The following is a 15176-nucleotide window of genomic DNA, read 5'->3' on the forward strand; positions in this document are numbered from 1 at the left end:
GAATGCGTGAGGTCACAGCAATGCCTCGAGACGGTCGGCTTCCTTCGCGAACTGCACGCGCTCGGTTGCATCGAGTGGATCGTTGCCCGGCAGCGCGACCGTCAACGGATCTTTCGGCACGGCGTCGACATGCACCTCGTAGTGCAGGTGCGGACCCGTCGCCCATCCCGTCGATCCCACATAGCCGATGACCTGGCCGCGTTGCACCTGAGCACCGCGATGCAATCCCTTTGCGAAGCGCGACAGATGCGCGAACACCGTCTGATACGGCGGCGGATTGCGCAACACGATCACCTTGCCATACCCCGTTTGCCGCCCGATGAATGAGACGGTGCCACGCGCCGTCGCATGAACGGGCGTGCCGGCAGGCGCGGCGAGATCGACGCCGTCGTGGCTTTGCCATTGGTGCGTGACGGGGTCGAGACGGCGCAGCGAGAAATCCGACGACACGCGCTCATACGCGAGCGGATAGCGCGCGAACGCAGGCGTCGTGCTCGCGCCGTCTTTCGTGTAGTAGAACGGCTTGCCTTCGAGATTGCGGTACAGAAACAGATCGTGCGACGAGGTGCCCGTGGCGATGCGCACGGCAAGTGGCGTGGACGCCGGTTCCTGCGCAGCGTCGTTGCCTTCGGGCGGATCGACGACGAGGCTGATCGTATTGCCGGGCTTCAGATCGCGGCGAAAGTCGATCTCGCCGGAAAACGCGTGGGCGAGCAAGGCCGTGGTGCGGCCATCGAGACCTAGACGCTGCGCGGCTTCCGCAAAGCTGCTCTTGATGGTCGCCGATTTGACGACAGGCTGCGGCTCGGGCGCGGGCGGCGCCTGACGTGTCGTGTCCGCGGCTTCGCGATTCAACGATGCCGATTGCGCGCCGGCTGCGTCGTCCTGATCGACAGCATGCTTCGCGCGATGTGGCGAAAAAATCGACGCGGCACAAACGGAGCTGAGCACGCACGCCAGAATGACTTTGCCACTACGCGCCGACGGCGCAACGAATGCGGGAAAGGGCATGATCGAAATTGCAGAACTGCGGTGGCGATTGCGCGAAGCCAGGTGTGTGTTCGCGCTCGAACTGATAGACGCGTGGCGTCCAGATGAAGGAATGAAACGCGCGTCGCCTTTACTCGAGCTGCAGGCACAGCACGGTAAAAATGACGGCAAACGGCAGGGGTTTTTCGAACGGCATGTAATAAATGCGGCGGGCTGCCGTGCAGTGATAGGCGACGGAGCGCACACCATAGCGGCCGACACTTAAATGAATCTTAAAGGGGCCATTGCCGAATATCAAACTGCGTATTTATGTGTGCTGATGCGTGCTTATGCGTCTCCTTGCTCGTCTGCGCCGATCACCACGCTTTGTGCAGATTCAAATCGATAACGCGGCACGTCGAGATTCTGCGGCGCGGGTTTGTCCTTGAATACGCGGCCTGCGAGATCGTAGGTTGAGCCATGGCACGGGCAGAGAAATCCGCCAGGCCAGTCGTCGGGAAGACTTGTCTGCGGACCCGGCTGAAAGCGCGGACTCGGTGTACAGCCGAGATGCGTGCACACGCCGACCACGACGAGAAGATTGCGATGCTCCGCGCGTGAACGAAACTCGTTGTTGCAATAGGACGGCAGCGGCATCGAGAAAGGCCGTGTCGAATGCGGGTCCGCGACGAGAGAGTCGGCGCTGCGCACATCGGCGAGCATCGCATCGGTGCGATTGACGATGAAGATCGGCTTGCCGCGCCACGCAGCCGTCATCATGTCGCCGGGTTGCAGGCGGCTGATGTCGACTGTCACCGGTGCGCCCGCCGCGAGCGCGGATGCCGACGGCCTGAACGATTCGACGAAAGGCGTCGCAACGGCTACGCCTGCAATCCCACCTGCTACCGAAGTCGCGATCATCCAGCGGCGGCGAGCTTCGTCGACGGGGGCATCCGCATCGGCGCTCATGATTCGCTCCGGTCGGCATGCGCAGGCCACACGAACATCGTGCGGACGTGTCCTGACGAACTGACGTTCACCACGCGCTGCTGCGTCTTGCCTTCGTAACTCGCAGTGACCTTGTAGCGACCACCCGGCAGCGTGGCCAGCATGAACGGTCCATTGGCGGTTGCCTTGAGAACGGTTGCGCCCTTCATGTCGGTGATATGGACGGGCACGTCGGCGAGATACTCGTTTCCTTGATGCGTCGCACCCGCAAATTCGAGTACGAGCGGGTATTTGTGCATCACGTCTTTGAGCGCAGCCGCCTGATCGCTGCCTACGCCGCCCGACAGATAAGTGACTGCGCCTTGCTGATGAATCTGCGGCAGATCCGTCGTTGCCGCAAATGCTGCCGTTGTGGCGGATTGCGCGAATACGAGCGCAATCGCAACGAGACTGGCCTTGGTGAACCTGTTCATGATAATTCTCCTTCTTGAAGATCAATTCGCGTATTGCAGATGCCTTGTCATGGAACGACGCAATCACACTGTTGTCTCGTTACCAATTTAGGCAGGGCGAATTAAAAGAGAATTAAGACGCGTGAGGTTATGGTTCGCGTGCGCAAGGCACATGTCACACGCGTGTGACGCGTATGCCGCCTCGGGCCGCTTAATTCAAAAGCTCAGAGATCTCGATCAGATTCAGATCGGGATCCCGCACATACACCGAGCGGATCTTCTGCGTCGCACCTGTCCGTTCAACAGGCCCTTCGATAATCGGCCACTCGCATGCGGCCAGATGCGCGATGACCTGATCGAGCGGCACCGAGGCGATGAAGCACAGATCCAGCGCGCCAGACACGGGCAGGTGCGCTTTCGGCTCGAATTCGCTGCCGCGCACGTGCAGATTGATCTTCTGATTGCCGAAGCGAAACGCAACACGCCCCGCGCCGAACGTTTCCAGTTGCATCTGCATGACCTGCGTATAGAAGCGCGTTGTCGCTTCGGCGTCGGTGCAGGTCAGCACCAGATGGTCGAGATGATCGATCATGAAGAAACTCCCTCTATGAGTCAGCGTGCGCGTACCTTTTGAACTTGCACACGGGCGACGTACAGCGTGAGCGTGCCGCAGACGGCGAGCATTGCAAAGCCAAACCCGGCGACGGACGGCCATGCGCCGTTTTGCCAGAACCAGCCGCCCCACGAGCCAAGCACGCTCGAACCGAGATAATACGCAAGCAGATAGAGCGAGGTGGCATGGCCTTTCGCGCCATCGGCGAGTTGTCCGACCCAGCCGCTCGCCACCGAGTGCGTGATGAAAAAGCCAATGGTCAGCACGATGATGCCGAGTACGACGGGGACGAGCGTGTGCAACAAGGTCAACGCGAGTCCCAGCGCGGCGACCACGACACCCGAGATCAGCACGGGTCCGCGCCCGCAACGATCGGCGAATGCGCCCGCGCTGGACGCGGCGACGATACCGAACAGATACGAACAGAATATGAGGCCCGTTTGCGTCGCGCTGAGATCGAACGGCGGCGCCATCAACCGGAAGCCTGCATAGTTGTAGACGGTGACGAACACACCCATGACGAGGCATCCCGTCGCGAACACGGCGGGCAACGTCGAGGCGGTCAGATGCTTGCGCCATAGCGCAATGTGATGAGCGGGACTGAGATCAGCACGTTTGACGAAATTGCGCGAGCTGGGCAGCAGCAAGACGAACGCAATCGCGGCCAGTACATCGACGATGCCGATGGTCAGCATTGCCGTGCGCCACGACAGATGATCGCTCATATAGCTCATGCCGACGCGGCCGATCATACCGCCGAATGCCGTGCCGCCAACGTACAGCCCCATCGCAAAGCCGAGACCGCGCGGATCGATTTCCTCCGCGAGATACGCCATCGCGACGGCGGGCACGCCGCCGAGCGCAAGCCCTTCCAGAGCCCGGGCGACGAGAATGCTGTGCCAGTCCGCTTCGAGCGCGGCGCAGACGTTGAAGAGCGCGGCGAGCGTCATCGACACGAAAATCAGCCCGCGTCTGCCGAACCGCTCTGAGAGTGCCCCCGCGCAGAGAATCGAAAACGCGAGAAAGCCCGTGGACAACGAGAGCGCGAGGGAACTCTGCGCGGCGCCGACATGGAATTCAGCGGCGAAAACAGGCAGCAGCGGCTGCACGCAATAGAGCAGCGAGAAGGTGGAAAAGCCTGCCAGAAAGAGCGCGATGTTGATGCGGAGAAACGCTGCTGAGCCTGGCCGCACGCCCGATGCGGCGGCGAGTTTCGGCAGTGGGCTGGATGCTTCGATGCGATCGGGCGTCGCAACGGCTGGATCGGAACTCATGGACAAGAAGGGCGTTCGACTGTGACGCGAGAATTGTCCTGCGGCACAGCTATACTGTCCAATATATGAAACTGGCTAACTCGATATCTTTTAGCACTGGCATGGAACTACGTCATTTGCGATATTTCATCGAAGTTGCGAACGAACGCAACTTCACACGTGCGGCCGAAAAGCTGGGTATTGGGCAGCCGCCGCTTAGCCAGCAGATCAAGAGTCTCGAGCGCGAACTGGGCGTCGAATTATTTCGTCGAACGGCGCACGGCGCGGAACTGACGGGGGCGGGCGAGGCGTTTCTGATCGAGGCACAGCGCGTATTGAGTGGAGCCGAGCGCGCTGCACGTGCGGCGCAGAGAGCCGCGCGCGGTGAGACTGGGCGGCTGCGGATCGGCTTTACCGGCTCGGCGGCATTCAATCCTGTCGTGCCTGCGTTGATCCATCGCTTCAAGCGTCGCCATCCGACTGTCGATCTCACGCTCGAAGAGGCCAACACGCCGGCATTGCTGCAACGCCTGCTCGACGACGGGCTCGATGCTGTGTTCTTTCGGCCAGGCCCGACGTCGCCGGACAACATTCAGATGCATCGCTTTGCGGACGAGGCGATGAAAATCGTGCTGCCGTCCGCGCATCCGCTTGCATCAAAGCGGCGCTTGCCGTTGACAGCATTGGCGGATGAACCTTTCGTGCTCGTGCCGGGGCCCGCCGGCGTCACGCTGCATGATGAGATCGTGCGCGCGTGTGCCGAGGCGGGCTTCAGTCCGCGGCTCGCGCAGCCTGCGCCGCAGGTGTCGTCGGTGATCAATCTGGTGGCGGCAGGTCTTGGCGTGTCGATCGTGCCCGCTGCGATTGCGCAAGTGCAGGTGAAGGGCGTGCGTTATGTGGACGTGCAGGGCACGAAGATGCGGGCGCGTCTCGCGCTGGGATGGCGTGAAGGGGACGCGTCCGCGGCGTTAGGCAATCTGATCGGATTGCTGTGATTAGCTAATCGCCTGCTTCGATCGAGCGCATGCGGCGTTCGAGTTCGAAGATATCGACGGCCGAAGCGAGATACACGTCGCGGCGGCTGTGCTCGGCCTGGTCCAGCAGGTTGATGATCATTCTGAATAGGTATGCGAGCATGATGTGCATCCTGATGCGTTGGCTATGACGCAATCATTTGCATCGAACGTGCCATTTGGGTGCGTGCCTTGGCGGGCGGGCTTGTTCGGTTTTTTGCAGGGTCCTGCAGGTTGGAATGTGTTCGGTGTGGACTAACTTTTTTTGATGTCAGTTTGGTTTTTTCTTGCTTTTATGTTTCAGGCGTTGCCTCTGTGCGGGGCGGCATATGCATTCGGTTTGTCTTGCGACGCTGGGTTGGTTTGCTCGTGCGTTCGCTGGCATCCGCGATTTGTTACTGGTGCCTCAGGCGTTGCCCCTGTGCGGGGCGGCACTTACTTTCTTTGCCGCCGCAAAGAAAGTAAGCAAAGAAAGCGGGCTAACACCACCCGTTCTTGACCTCCGCCTGAGGGCCCCCAACGGTTCTTATCCTTCACATGGCAACTTCTCAGTCACCGCCCGCTGCCAACGCTCTAATCGAGCGCCTCACCCACTTCAATCACCCGTAGCGCAGCAACCGGCAGCGACTGGTTACGGCCGCCCAGGTGGCAAACTGTGTGTAGGTCGTAGTGCTTCACAAGTCAGCGCTCTTACGACACCGATCGTGCTTTTCAGTCCGAAGTGGAGCGCATACGGCGCGAAAGCCTACACACAGTTTGCCGCTATAGAACGTGCGCGATGCGATCGCGCGTGTGGCGACGCGGGAGTGTGAAGCGGGTGATGAGCCAATTCGAAGCGTTGGCAGCGGGCGTCGAGAAGAGCGGCGCCGCATGAAGGAGGGGACCCGTTGGGGGCCCTCAGGCGGAGGTCAAGAACGGGCGGTGTTAGCCCGCTTTCTTTGCTTACTTTCTTTGCGGCGGCAAAGAAAGTAAGTGCCGCCCCGCACAGGGGCGACGCGTGAAGGGGTACATCACGTCGCGGATGCCAGCGAAAGCCCAAGCAAACCAGCGTCGCGAGACAAACCGAACCAAATGCCGCCCCGCACAGGGGCAACGCATGAACAACGAAAACATCACGCGGATGCCAGCGACAACAAAAGCAAACCAAACCAGCATCGCAAGCCAACCCACCAACCCTCATCAAGTCCAGTACTTATAATCAGTAACACCCCGCTCATACCCATGCACATCCCGCCGCGGATGCCGCTCCCGCGCAGGCCGAGCCACATCAACAGCAGGCCGCACCTGCACGGATACCGCGGTAGAAGAAACAGCTTCCGGCTTGCCAGCATCAGCAGCCAGCCGCTCAAGCGGCAATTGCGCATTCGCGCCAACCACAAGAATCGCCTGCATCATGCCAGGCGCCTGATACGCACAGGTCGCGGCAAGAACGACGCTGCACGCAGCAATCGTATAAAAAGGCCGAAAACGGGGAAGGGCAAGAGTGCGCATCATGCATTCTCCATTACGCGCGCAAGACGGTTCAAGCCGGGTTGCGCCTGCTCGCTCAACAAACTCGCGTCGAGCACAGCTCTAAGGTGCGACGTCATGAAGTCGATGAAGGTCTTGATCTTCGCGTCGATGTGATGCCGGCTTGAATAAACGGCGAAAACGCTCGTATTTTGAAGCCGCGATTCAGGGAAAAGCTGAAGCAACCTTCCAGCGCGAATATCGTCGATCACGCAATGAACCGGCAACGCCGCGACGCCCGCGCCCGCCAGCGCTGCAATGCGGATCGCCTCGGTATCGTTGATCGCGAACTGTCCCGAACCTTCCGGTGCCGTCGATTGTGCTGCCGGCTTCACGAGGCTCAGCTTTACGTGGTGATCGTTCGGTTCGACGCGGAACGGCATTGGCGTCAGCGCATGTTCGTCGAGATCGCTCGCGCTTTCTATCGCATGCGTCTGAAGAAAAGCGGGCGAAGCGACCAGCACGCGCTCGCAGTGGCCAATCAGCTTGCAGACGTTGCGCGAGTCGGGCAACGTCGGCGCGGAGACGATCGATACGTCCACTTCGTCTTCGAGCAGATTCGCCATGCGCGGCAGGAACTTCAGCTGCACCGCGACGGCGGGAAAGCGCTTGCGATACTCGAGGACGGAATGCGTCAGTTGCGCGAGGCCCAGCTCGGTCACGCAGTGAATCCGCAACGTGCCGCGTGCGCAGGTGTGTGCGTCGCCCGCTTCGGCTTCGGCTTCTTCGAGATCGGCGAGGATCTTCTTGCACTTCTGGTAGTAGCGCTCGCCCGGTTCCGTCAGCGAAACCTTGCGCGTCGTGCGTTGCAGAAGGCGCGCCTGCAACTGGCCTTCGAGCGTCGATACCGCGCGCGACACGCTGCCCGTGCTGCAGTTCATATGCTCGGCCACCGCGCTGAAGCTGCCCGACTCGACGACGCGCGAGAAGATGCGCATGCTCAAGATCTTGTCCATGGAACCGTTCACCTCGTGCTGTCTGATCCGTTTTGGCTGGTGCGGAATACATCTTTTGCCGCATGAGACAAAGATAGATCGAGGCGACGGATTGAACCATCGTACGTTGGGACGGCCGTTTAATCCAAGTAGTCAGAGCCTCATACGCAGGTATAGGTTGGCGTGCAATCCGCTATCGAACGCTAGCCGGGAAGGTGCTCGCCGAAGCGTCGTTGCGCGCGGCGAGATGAATCCATCGATGCTGCAGGCCTGCATTGCGCTGCACGCAACCACCCTGCACGACGCACTGCGTGCGCTTCAGAAAAATTAAAGGTGGATGCCACATGCGACGCATCCGTCGGCATCGCTAGCAGCCATGTGTTTAGTCAAAACGCCTGGTGTTTCGTGGCGCGCCATCCGTGCTCACACGGGCGTGACAAGGCTCAGCAGCCGATCAGACCCGCATTCGAAGTGCGCGAATTTCATCGCGTGTATTCAGGTTTTTTAATCGCCGGACAAAGTATTCTTCACTCCGCATTGCTACGCTGCGAGATGCGTCGGAGAAGCCGGCTGCACTGGAGCACATGGCCGGGCGTCATCCGGCCCGGAGGAGTCGATATGAACAAGAATATTGCCGGCGTCGAGATTCCCGAGAGCGCGCTGGCCTTCGCGGCATACGAGCAGGTTTGTGGCATCGAGCCCGAAATGTTGTTGCACCACGCGCTGCGCGTGTTTCTGTTTGCCGCACTGATCGGCGCAAAGGAAGCGCTTCCACTCGATCTCGAACTACTCTATGTCGGCGCGCTTTTTCACAATGTCGGCCTGAATGCGCGCTACAGCCATTCGCCGAACCGCTTCGAGATCGACAGCGCAAACGCGGCGCGCGAATTCCTGCTCGGTCACAACGTCGACGAACGGGCCGCTGCCGACGTATGGACGGCCGTCGCGCTGCATACGACGCCCGGCATTCCGGCGCACATGTCGCCGCTCGTCGCGCTCGTCAGCGCCGGTGTGCAGATGGACGTGCGCGGCGCGCGCTACTACGAATTCACCACGCAGCAGCGCGATGCCATCGTGCAGGCGTTTCCGAGGGAGCGCGGCTTCAAGACGAAGCTGATCGAAGCGTACGCGCGCGGCATGGAGCATCGCCCCGAAACGACATTCGGCACCGTCAACGCAGATGTGCTCGACAGATGGGATCCCGACTATCGGCGCCTGAATTTCTGCGGGCTGGTGCTGGGTTCGGAGTGGCCAAACTAGCGGTCGCCGCATCAGGGCAATCAGAACATTCAGTCAAGGCAGGGCAAAAAGCAATGAGCACCCCGGCGATCAACATTCCGCCTCTCATGTCCAGCGAACCCGATGCGAACGCGCCGGACCTGGCCATGCCGTATTCGTCGCTCGAATACCGGCAGCATCAGATGTTTCCGCGGCTTTCCGCTGCGCAGATCGCAAGCCTGCGCCGCTTCGCGCAGCCGATGTCGTTCAAGGCCGGCGAGCTGATCTTCGAAACGGGCCGCATTGCATTGGGGCTTTTCGTGCTGCTGCACGGGCACGTGCGGATCAGTTCGCGTGACAGCCTTGGCCGCTCGACGCTCGTGACCGAGCACGACGACGGTCATTTCATGGCCGAGATGGCGCAGTTGTCGGGCAAGCCCGCGCTGATCGACGGCATGGCGTTGACGGATTGCGACACGCTGATGGTGTCGCCGGAAAAGCTGCGCGCGTTGATCGTCGCGGATGCGCAGCTCGGCGAGCACATCATGCGCGCGCTGATCCTGCGGCGGCTCGGGCTGATCGAGCAGGGGCTCGGGCCGATTATCGTCGGCAATGGCGACGATGCGCGCCTTGTCCGGCTGCAGGGCTTTCTGCGCCGCAATGCGTATCCCGCGATGGTGATCGACGCGCGTCACGATGCCGACGCGGCTACGCTGCTCGCCGGCATCACGACAGGGCCGGACGACTTCCCGCTGGTGTTCTGCCCGAACGGCTCCGTGCTGCGCGCGCCCGACGAAGCGCAACTCGCGTCGTGCCTCGGCCTCGTGCCGACCTTCGAACCCTCGCATATCTACGACGTCGCGATCGTGGGGGCCGGGCCGGCAGGGCTCGCAGCAGCTGTCTATGCGGCGACGGAAGGGTTGTCCGTCGCCGTGTTCGATCAACGCGCGCCAGGAGGGCAGGCGGGCGCGAGTTCGCGGATCGAGAATTACCTCGGCTTTCCGACGGGCATTTCAGGCCAGGCGCTCGCCGCCCGCGCGTTCCAGCAGGCGCTCAAGTTCGGCGCGCATCTGGCGATTCCCGGCAAGGTCACGTGCGTCGATACGGACGACGGCGTGCATGGTCTGACGCTGCTGGACGGGCAGCGCGTCTGCGCGCGTACCGTCGTGGTGGCGAGCGGCGCGGCGTATCGCAAGCCGCACGTCACCGGTTTTGAGCGCTTCGAAGGGCGCGGCACGTACTACTGGGCGTCGCCCATCGAGGCCAAGCTGGTCAAAGGTCAGGACATCGTGCTGATCGGCGGCGGCAACTCCGCGGGGCAGGCTACCGTGTTTCTGGCGAACTTCGCGCGCAGCATCCGTGTGCTGATTCGCGGCGCCGATCTGACTGCGAGCATGTCGAAGTACCTGATCGATCGCATCGGCTCATTGCCGAACGTTTCCGTCTGCACGCGCTGCACGTTGCAGGCGCTCGAAGGCGATGAAGCGGGACTCACGCATGTCCATGTGCGGCGCGAAGGCGAGGACGACGAGACCATCGAGACACGCCATCTGTTCCTCTTCATCGGCGCGGATCCGAAAACGGACTGGCTGATGGCGAGCGGCGTCGAACTCGATAGCCACGGCTTCGTCGTGACGGGCTTCGCGCGGCGTGTGCCGACGCATACGGGCACAGGCATTCACTATCCGCTCGAAACCAGCTTGCCCGGCATGTTCGCGGTGGGCGATGTGCGCTCGGAATCAACCAAGCGGGTGGCGTCGGCGGTGGGCGATGGGGCTGCCGTGGTCAGTCAGATTCACGCCTATCTCGCGCATTGCAACGCGGCGGCACAGAACACACAGAACAATTAAATACTGCGATCCGGTCCGCTCGCTATGCTTTGGCGCTTGTCAAAGCGAGTGAGAGAACATCCATGGACCGTTTCAACACGTTGCGTGCAGCATGGCTGCACGCATGTCTTTTCCTGTCGTGCATGTGCGTTGCGGGGGTTGTCGGGGTTGCTCATGCCGCTGCGCCAAAAGCCGGTACGCAGGCGCCCGGCTTCTACCGGATCACGGTAGGCGAGGTCGAAGTCACGGCGCTATCCGACGGCACGCATCCGTTTCCCATCGACACCGTCGTTCAAGGTGTTTCGCAAGCGGAGATCGCGCACGAGCTCGACCGCGAGTTCCTGCAACCGCCCGTGCAAGGCTCGATCAACGCGTTCCTCATCAACACGGGCGCGAAGCTCGTGCTCATCGATACAGGCGCAGGCGTTCTGTACGGCGATTGCTGCGGCAAGCTGATCGTGAACCTGCGCGCGTCCGGCTACAAGCCGGAAGACGTCGATGAAGTGCTGCTCACGCATCTTCACAAAGACCATGTAGGCGGCGTCGTATCGAATGGTGCGATGACGTTTCCGAACGCCATCGTGCGCACCAGTCAGGCCGAGGCCGACTATTGGCTCGACCCGGCGAACAAGGCGAAAGCGCCCGCGTTCCTCCGCAGCTTCTTCGATGCCGCCCGCGCATCCGTCGCGCCGTACCTCGCGGCAAACAGATTCAAGCCATTTAGCGGCAACGATGTCGCACTGGAGCCGGGCATCCGCGCGCTCGTCGAACCCGGACATACGCCGGGACACAGCATCTATGTGGTCGAGAGCGCGTCGCAGCGCCTGCTGGTGTGGGGCGATATCGTGCACGTGGCCGCAATCCAGTTGCAGAACCCCGCTGCATCCGTCGAGTACGACAGCGATGCACGTGCCGCGCAACGCGCGCGACGCGAACTGCTGGACCTTGCGGCCGGGCGGCGCGATCTCGTTGCGGCGGCGCATATTGCGTTTCCGGGCCTCGGGCATATCCGCAAAGACGGCGCGACGTATCAATGGGTGCCCGTCAATTACGATGCTTCGCCTGGTCGATGAGCAGGCAACGGCTTCAAAATTTTCGAACGGATCGTTCGGATTTTTCCACCCATGCGCAGGCCGCTCCGTTCTAGACTTCCAGGCACATCAACCGATATGCAGCATGCTTCTCATCGTGCCTTGCCCGATCCGGGGTTTCTATCGCTTGCGATTCAGTTGCGCGCACTGTGAAGTGTTGCGCGCGCATCTGTGTGCGAACCGTCTCATGATCCACTCATGATCAGAATTGGACCGCTCGATATCGATCTTGTACGCCGTGAAGCACGCACCGACGGCAAGCTGGTACGCATCGGTAATCGTGCATTCGACATACTCGAATTGCTGATCGAAGCGCAGGGCGGGCTGGTGTCGAAGGAAGCGATTCTGGAGCGTGTGTGGCCGGGAACGGTGGTTGGCGACAACAATCTGCAGGTGCATATGTCGGGGCTGCGCAAGCTGCTCGGCGACAGCCGCGACCTGATCAAGACGATCGCAGGGCGCGGCTATCTGCTCGTGCATGCATCGGCAACGGTAGTGCACGACCACGCCGTGCCTGCGCTTGCCGGGCAGCATGCGTTCACGCAAAGCGCGGTGCCCAACAATCTGCCCGCCTACAGTTCCGCGCTCGTTGGCCGTGACGATGCGATCGCGGAGGTCAGTCATGCGCTTGGCAGCGCGCGTCACGTGACGCTCGTCGGCTCGGGTGGCATCGGCAAGACGCGCGTTGCGATCGAAGTCGCGCGGGGCATGCTGGCGTGTGCGCCGGACGGAGTGTTCCTCGCGTCGCTGAGCTCCGCGTCCGACATGAGCGGCGTGCTGGCTACCGTTGCATGCGTGACGGGCGTGCCGCCCGAGGGCTGTCCGTCGACGCGCGAGCGCATCGTCGAAGCGATCGGTACGCGGCGCGTGCTGATCGTGCTCGATAGCTGCGAGCATGTGATCGATATGGCGGCGCAGCTGGCGAATCATTTGCTGGACGCCTGCCCGCGGCTGCGCGTGCTGTCGACGAGCCGCGAGCCCTTGCGTATTCCGGCTGAAGCGTTGTATCGCGTGCCGCCTCTGGACGTGCCCGAACCCGACGACGATGTGCAACGCGTACGTCGCTTAAGCGCAGTGAGCCTCTTCCTGCTGCGCGCGCGTGCCATCGACGCCCGCTTTGCCGCCGACGAAGCGAGCATCCACGTGACGGGCATGGTGTGCCGACGGCTCGACGGCATTCCGCTTGCCATCGAACTCGCTGCGGCGCGCGCCGCGCTGCTCGGCATCGACACGCTGGCCGCGCATCTCGATGACCGCTTCGGCATGTTGACGGGTGGCACGCGCACCGCATTGCCGCGTCATCAGACGCTGAAGGCGACGCTCGACTGGAGCTATGCGCTGCTCGACGAAGCCGAACGCAAGACCTTGCGCCGCGTCGGCATTTTCGCGGACCGCTTTCCGCTCGAAGCCGCGATTGCCGTTGCAAGCGATCACGGCACGCGTGAACTGGATGTCGTAGCGGCAATCGCTGCACTCGTCGAAAAGTCGCTGGTGGTCGCAAGCACCGGGCCGGGCAACGCGTCGTTCCGCCTGCTCGAAACCACGCGCATGTACGCGCTGCAAAAGCTCGACGACAACGGCGAACGCCGCATCGTTGCATTGAACCACGCGCGTTATCTGTCCGCATTGATCGACGGCAATGCACGTGCGCAAAGCCGGTCCGCAAGCGAATGCTGGCGCAACCGCATGCCCGAGCTGCTCGACGAAGTGCGCGCGGCGCTCGCCTGGGTGTTGTCGGATGAAGGCGATGAAGCGTTGCGCGAAACGCTATCCGTCAACGCGATTTTCCTGTTCTACGAACTGTCGCTGTTCGACGAATGCTGTGCATGGGCGCGGCGCGCGCTTGCCGTCATGTCGTCCGGCGCGGTTACACCGCTGCATCTGCGCGCGCGGTTGCGGCTGCTCGCTGCGCTCGGCTCGACGCTCGTGCGAATTCACGGTCCCAACGCGGAAACCTATGCGATCTGGAAAGAGGTGCTAGTGGGCGCGATCACTTCCGGCGATGACATGTTCGATGCTCGCGCGTTACGGGGTTTGTCGAAGCTGTGCGAAGGGCGTGGCATCAACGCCATCAACGCAACGGGACAACTGCCGGTACAGGAAAAGGAATCGGTGAATAAACAGGAAAGCAGGCCATCAGGCGCTACGCCGTTGCACGGATACGCGTAGCGCTGAACGCTGAAAAGACATCACCCCATGGCCGCGCGCCGCTGCGCAACCTCATCGATCAGGTCGGGACGATCGAGCTGATCGACCCACCAGCGCAGCGCCTTGCCCGCTTCGTCGTCGCGCCAGGCGAGATAGAAGTGCGTGAGCTCGCGCATGCCCGATACTTCCTTGCGCACCAGTTGCCCGCGATTCAACGGACCGGCGGCGATACATTCGGGCACCGTGCCCACGCCCAGGCCGCGCATCTGCGCATTGAGCTTGGCTTCGAGCGTGGGCACGGTCAGCACTTCCTGATTGACGGCAAGCGCGATCGTGCGCGGTGCGAGCTTGCGCGACGTGTCGCTGATCGCGACCGCGCGATGACGGGCAACGACATCCATCGGCAAGGGCTCGACGGCCGTGGCAAGCGGATGGCCGGGTGCGATCACGAATGCATGTTTCAATGAGCCAATCGGCTTGGCGACAAGGTTTGCAATGGGCGGCGGCTCGCCCGCTGCGCCGACCACGAGGTCGGCACGCCGCGTAATCAACGCATCCCACGAGCCGCCGAGCGTTTCCTTCGACAGCACCAGTCGCGTGCCGAGATTGAGCTTGTAGAACTCCGTCACGTGAGGCCAGATCAGTTCGAACGGAATGATCTCGTCGATGGCGACGCGCAGTTCCGACTCCCAGCCGTGCTCGATGCGCTTCGCTTTCTGTTCGAGTTCGCGCGCTGCTTCGAGCAGACGCCTGCCTTCCTCGACGATGACGCGGCCCGCATGCGTGAGCTTCGCGCGGCGACCGGTACGCTCGAACAGCTTCACGCCCAGGTCGACTTCCAGCTTCTGAACCAGATACGTCAGCGACGACGGCACCTTGTGCAGTTCTTCCGCTGCGGCGGCGAAGGTGCCCGTGCGGTCGATAGCATCGAGTGCCTGCAAGACTTCAAAAGAAAGATTCATGAGTAGCGTGGTGGCGGAGAGCGGGCGCTTGTGCGAAGCGTTGAATGAGTATGGGCACTAGCATGCAGGCCCATAAATCCTGACGCAATACGTGATTGCGATGGTTGGCATTGGCTGGCGCAATCAGGCATGAGCGTGCAATTCAGCAATCGACATGACCCCGCTTCGCGCACACTCGAAGCCTCCACCGTACGCATCGTGCGGGCCGCATTGCGAAGTGCTTTGCATCTGCTTCG

14 protein-coding genes and 1 pseudogene are annotated in these 15176 nt (G+C 61.8%); 6 read left to right on the plus strand and 9 right to left on the minus strand.

All coding sequences use genetic code 11. The features are described from left to right. Positions 1–12: 12 nt before the first annotated feature. Positions 13–1011: a M23 family metallopeptidase gene (locus G3O01_RS02255; protein WP_205802804.1), complete on the minus strand. Its 999-nt coding sequence runs from the start codon at positions 1009–1011 to the stop codon at positions 13–15. Here G3O01_RS02255 and G3O01_RS02260 point away from each other — a divergent pair. After that, a complete protein-coding gene (locus tag G3O01_RS02260; protein WP_205802805.1) occupies positions 1010–1255 on the plus strand; it encodes a hypothetical protein in 246 nt (81 codons plus the stop codon). The two genes, G3O01_RS02255 and G3O01_RS02260, sit on opposite strands and share 2 nt — an antisense overlap. Positions 1256–1317: 62 nt before the next feature. On the opposite strand, the gene petA is transcribed toward G3O01_RS02260, so the two are convergent. The 4 genes from petA to G3O01_RS02280 all read right to left on the minus strand — a co-directional run bounded on the left by petA (position 1318) and on the right by G3O01_RS02280 (position 4256). Then, positions 1318–1938: a ubiquinol-cytochrome c reductase iron-sulfur subunit gene (gene petA, locus G3O01_RS02265; RefSeq protein WP_205802806.1), complete on the minus strand. Its 621-nt coding sequence runs from the start codon at positions 1936–1938 to the stop codon at positions 1318–1320. Beyond that, complete coding sequence (locus G3O01_RS02270; RefSeq protein WP_205802807.1) at positions 1935–2390, minus strand: carboxypeptidase regulatory-like domain-containing protein; 456 nt, start codon at positions 2388–2390, stop codon at positions 1935–1937. Before G3O01_RS02270 ends, petA begins: the two co-directional genes overlap by 4 nt. 190 nt (positions 2391–2580) lie before the next feature. Next, positions 2581–2961, minus strand: a complete 381-nt coding sequence (locus G3O01_RS02275; protein ID WP_205802808.1) for a VOC family protein — start codon at positions 2959–2961, stop codon at positions 2581–2583. Positions 2962–2981: 20 nt separating this feature from the next. Then, positions 2982–4256: an MFS transporter gene (locus G3O01_RS02280; protein ID WP_205802809.1), complete on the minus strand. Its 1275-nt coding sequence runs from the start codon at positions 4254–4256 to the stop codon at positions 2982–2984. Positions 4257–4357: 101 nt separating this feature from the next. Between G3O01_RS02280 and G3O01_RS02285 the strand changes: the two genes are divergently transcribed. Further along, on the plus strand, positions 4358–5230 hold the full coding sequence (locus tag G3O01_RS02285) for a LysR family transcriptional regulator (protein ID WP_205802810.1): 873 nt from the start codon (positions 4358–4360) through the stop codon (positions 5228–5230). A gap of 4 nt (positions 5231–5234) precedes the next feature. Here G3O01_RS02285 and G3O01_RS02290 read toward each other — a convergent pair whose 3' ends face one another. The 3 genes from G3O01_RS02290 to G3O01_RS02300 all read right to left on the minus strand — a co-directional run bounded on the left by G3O01_RS02290 (position 5235) and on the right by G3O01_RS02300 (position 7713). Then, on the minus strand, positions 5235–5372 hold the full coding sequence (locus G3O01_RS02290; RefSeq protein ID WP_205802811.1) for a DUF3563 family protein: 138 nt from the start codon (positions 5370–5372) through the stop codon (positions 5235–5237). Between the two features lie 1055 nt (positions 5373–6427). Further along, positions 6428–6742: a hypothetical protein gene (locus G3O01_RS02295; protein WP_241023562.1), complete on the minus strand. Its 315-nt coding sequence runs from the start codon at positions 6740–6742 to the stop codon at positions 6428–6430. Next, positions 6739–7713, minus strand: a complete 975-nt coding sequence (locus tag G3O01_RS02300; protein WP_205802812.1) for a LysR substrate-binding domain-containing protein — start codon at positions 7711–7713, stop codon at positions 6739–6741. The genes G3O01_RS02295 and G3O01_RS02300 overlap by 4 nt, the downstream gene beginning before the upstream one ends. 597 nt (positions 7714–8310) lie before the next feature. Between G3O01_RS02300 and G3O01_RS02305 the strand changes: the two genes are divergently transcribed. From G3O01_RS02305 to G3O01_RS02320, 4 genes and pseudogenes are all read left to right on the plus strand, one after another. Next, on the plus strand, positions 8311–8952 hold the full coding sequence (locus tag G3O01_RS02305; protein WP_205802813.1) for an HD domain-containing protein: 642 nt from the start codon (positions 8311–8313) through the stop codon (positions 8950–8952). Positions 8953–9005: 53 nt separating this feature from the next. Continuing rightward, complete coding sequence (locus G3O01_RS02310) at positions 9006–10760, plus strand: cyclic nucleotide-binding domain-containing thioredoxin-disulfide reductase (protein WP_205802814.1); 1755 nt, start codon at positions 9006–9008, stop codon at positions 10758–10760. Positions 10761–10882: 122 nt separating this feature from the next. Then, positions 10883–11812 (plus strand): MBL fold metallo-hydrolase, encoded by a 930-nt coding sequence (locus G3O01_RS02315; RefSeq protein ID WP_241023620.1) that lies wholly within the window; start codon positions 10883–10885, stop codon positions 11810–11812. Between the two features lie 216 nt (positions 11813–12028). Beyond that, positions 12029–13867: pseudogene (locus tag G3O01_RS02320) on the plus strand (winged helix-turn-helix domain-containing protein); the annotation flags it as partial. A 152-nt stretch (positions 13868–14019) separates the two neighbouring features. On the opposite strand, the gene G3O01_RS02325 reads toward G3O01_RS02320, so the two are convergent. Continuing rightward, positions 14020–14940, minus strand: coding sequence for a LysR family transcriptional regulator (locus tag G3O01_RS02325; RefSeq protein ID WP_205802817.1), 921 nt, complete (start codon positions 14938–14940; stop codon positions 14020–14022). Positions 14941–15176 lie beyond the last annotated feature (236 nt).

Source organism: Burkholderia sp. Ac-20365 (assembly GCF_017104715.1).
In the GTDB taxonomy this organism is placed as follows: Bacteria; Pseudomonadota; Gammaproteobacteria; order Burkholderiales; family Burkholderiaceae; genus Paraburkholderia.

Bases quoted from the DNA above. Each gene is read 5' to 3' on its own strand.
- G3O01_RS02310 (WP_205802814.1), top strand. From the start codon at position 9,006: ATGAGCACCCCGGCGATCAACATTCCGCCTCTCATGTCCAGCGAACCC.
- G3O01_RS02275 (WP_205802808.1), bottom strand. From the start codon at position 2,961: ATGATCGATCATCTCGACCATCTGGTGCTGACCTGCACCGACGCCGAA.
- G3O01_RS02295 (WP_241023562.1), bottom strand. From the start codon at position 6,742: ATGATGCGCACTCTTGCCCTTCCCCGTTTTCGGCCTTTTTATACGATT.
- G3O01_RS02290 (WP_205802811.1), bottom strand. From the start codon at position 5,372: ATGCTCGCATACCTATTCAGAATGATCATCAACCTGCTGGACCAGGCC.
- G3O01_RS02255 (WP_205802804.1), bottom strand. From the start codon at position 1,011: ATGCCCTTTCCCGCATTCGTTGCGCCGTCGGCGCGTAGTGGCAAAGTC.
- G3O01_RS02285 (WP_205802810.1), top strand. From the start codon at position 4,358: ATGGAACTACGTCATTTGCGATATTTCATCGAAGTTGCGAACGAACGC.
- G3O01_RS02260 (WP_205802805.1), top strand. From the start codon at position 1,010: ATGATCGAAATTGCAGAACTGCGGTGGCGATTGCGCGAAGCCAGGTGT.
- G3O01_RS02270 (WP_205802807.1), bottom strand. From the start codon at position 2,390: ATGAACAGGTTCACCAAGGCCAGTCTCGTTGCGATTGCGCTCGTATTC.
- G3O01_RS02300 (WP_205802812.1), bottom strand. From the start codon at position 7,713: ATGGACAAGATCTTGAGCATGCGCATCTTCTCGCGCGTCGTCGAGTCG.
- G3O01_RS02280 (WP_205802809.1), bottom strand. From the start codon at position 4,256: ATGAGTTCCGATCCAGCCGTTGCGACGCCCGATCGCATCGAAGCATCC.
- G3O01_RS02305 (WP_205802813.1), top strand. From the start codon at position 8,311: ATGAACAAGAATATTGCCGGCGTCGAGATTCCCGAGAGCGCGCTGGCC.
- G3O01_RS02315 (WP_241023620.1), top strand. From the start codon at position 10,883: ATGTGCGTTGCGGGGGTTGTCGGGGTTGCTCATGCCGCTGCGCCAAAA.
- G3O01_RS02325 (WP_205802817.1), bottom strand. From the start codon at position 14,940: ATGAATCTTTCTTTTGAAGTCTTGCAGGCACTCGATGCTATCGACCGC.
- petA (WP_205802806.1), bottom strand. From the start codon at position 1,938: ATGAGCGCCGATGCGGATGCCCCCGTCGACGAAGCTCGCCGCCGCTGG.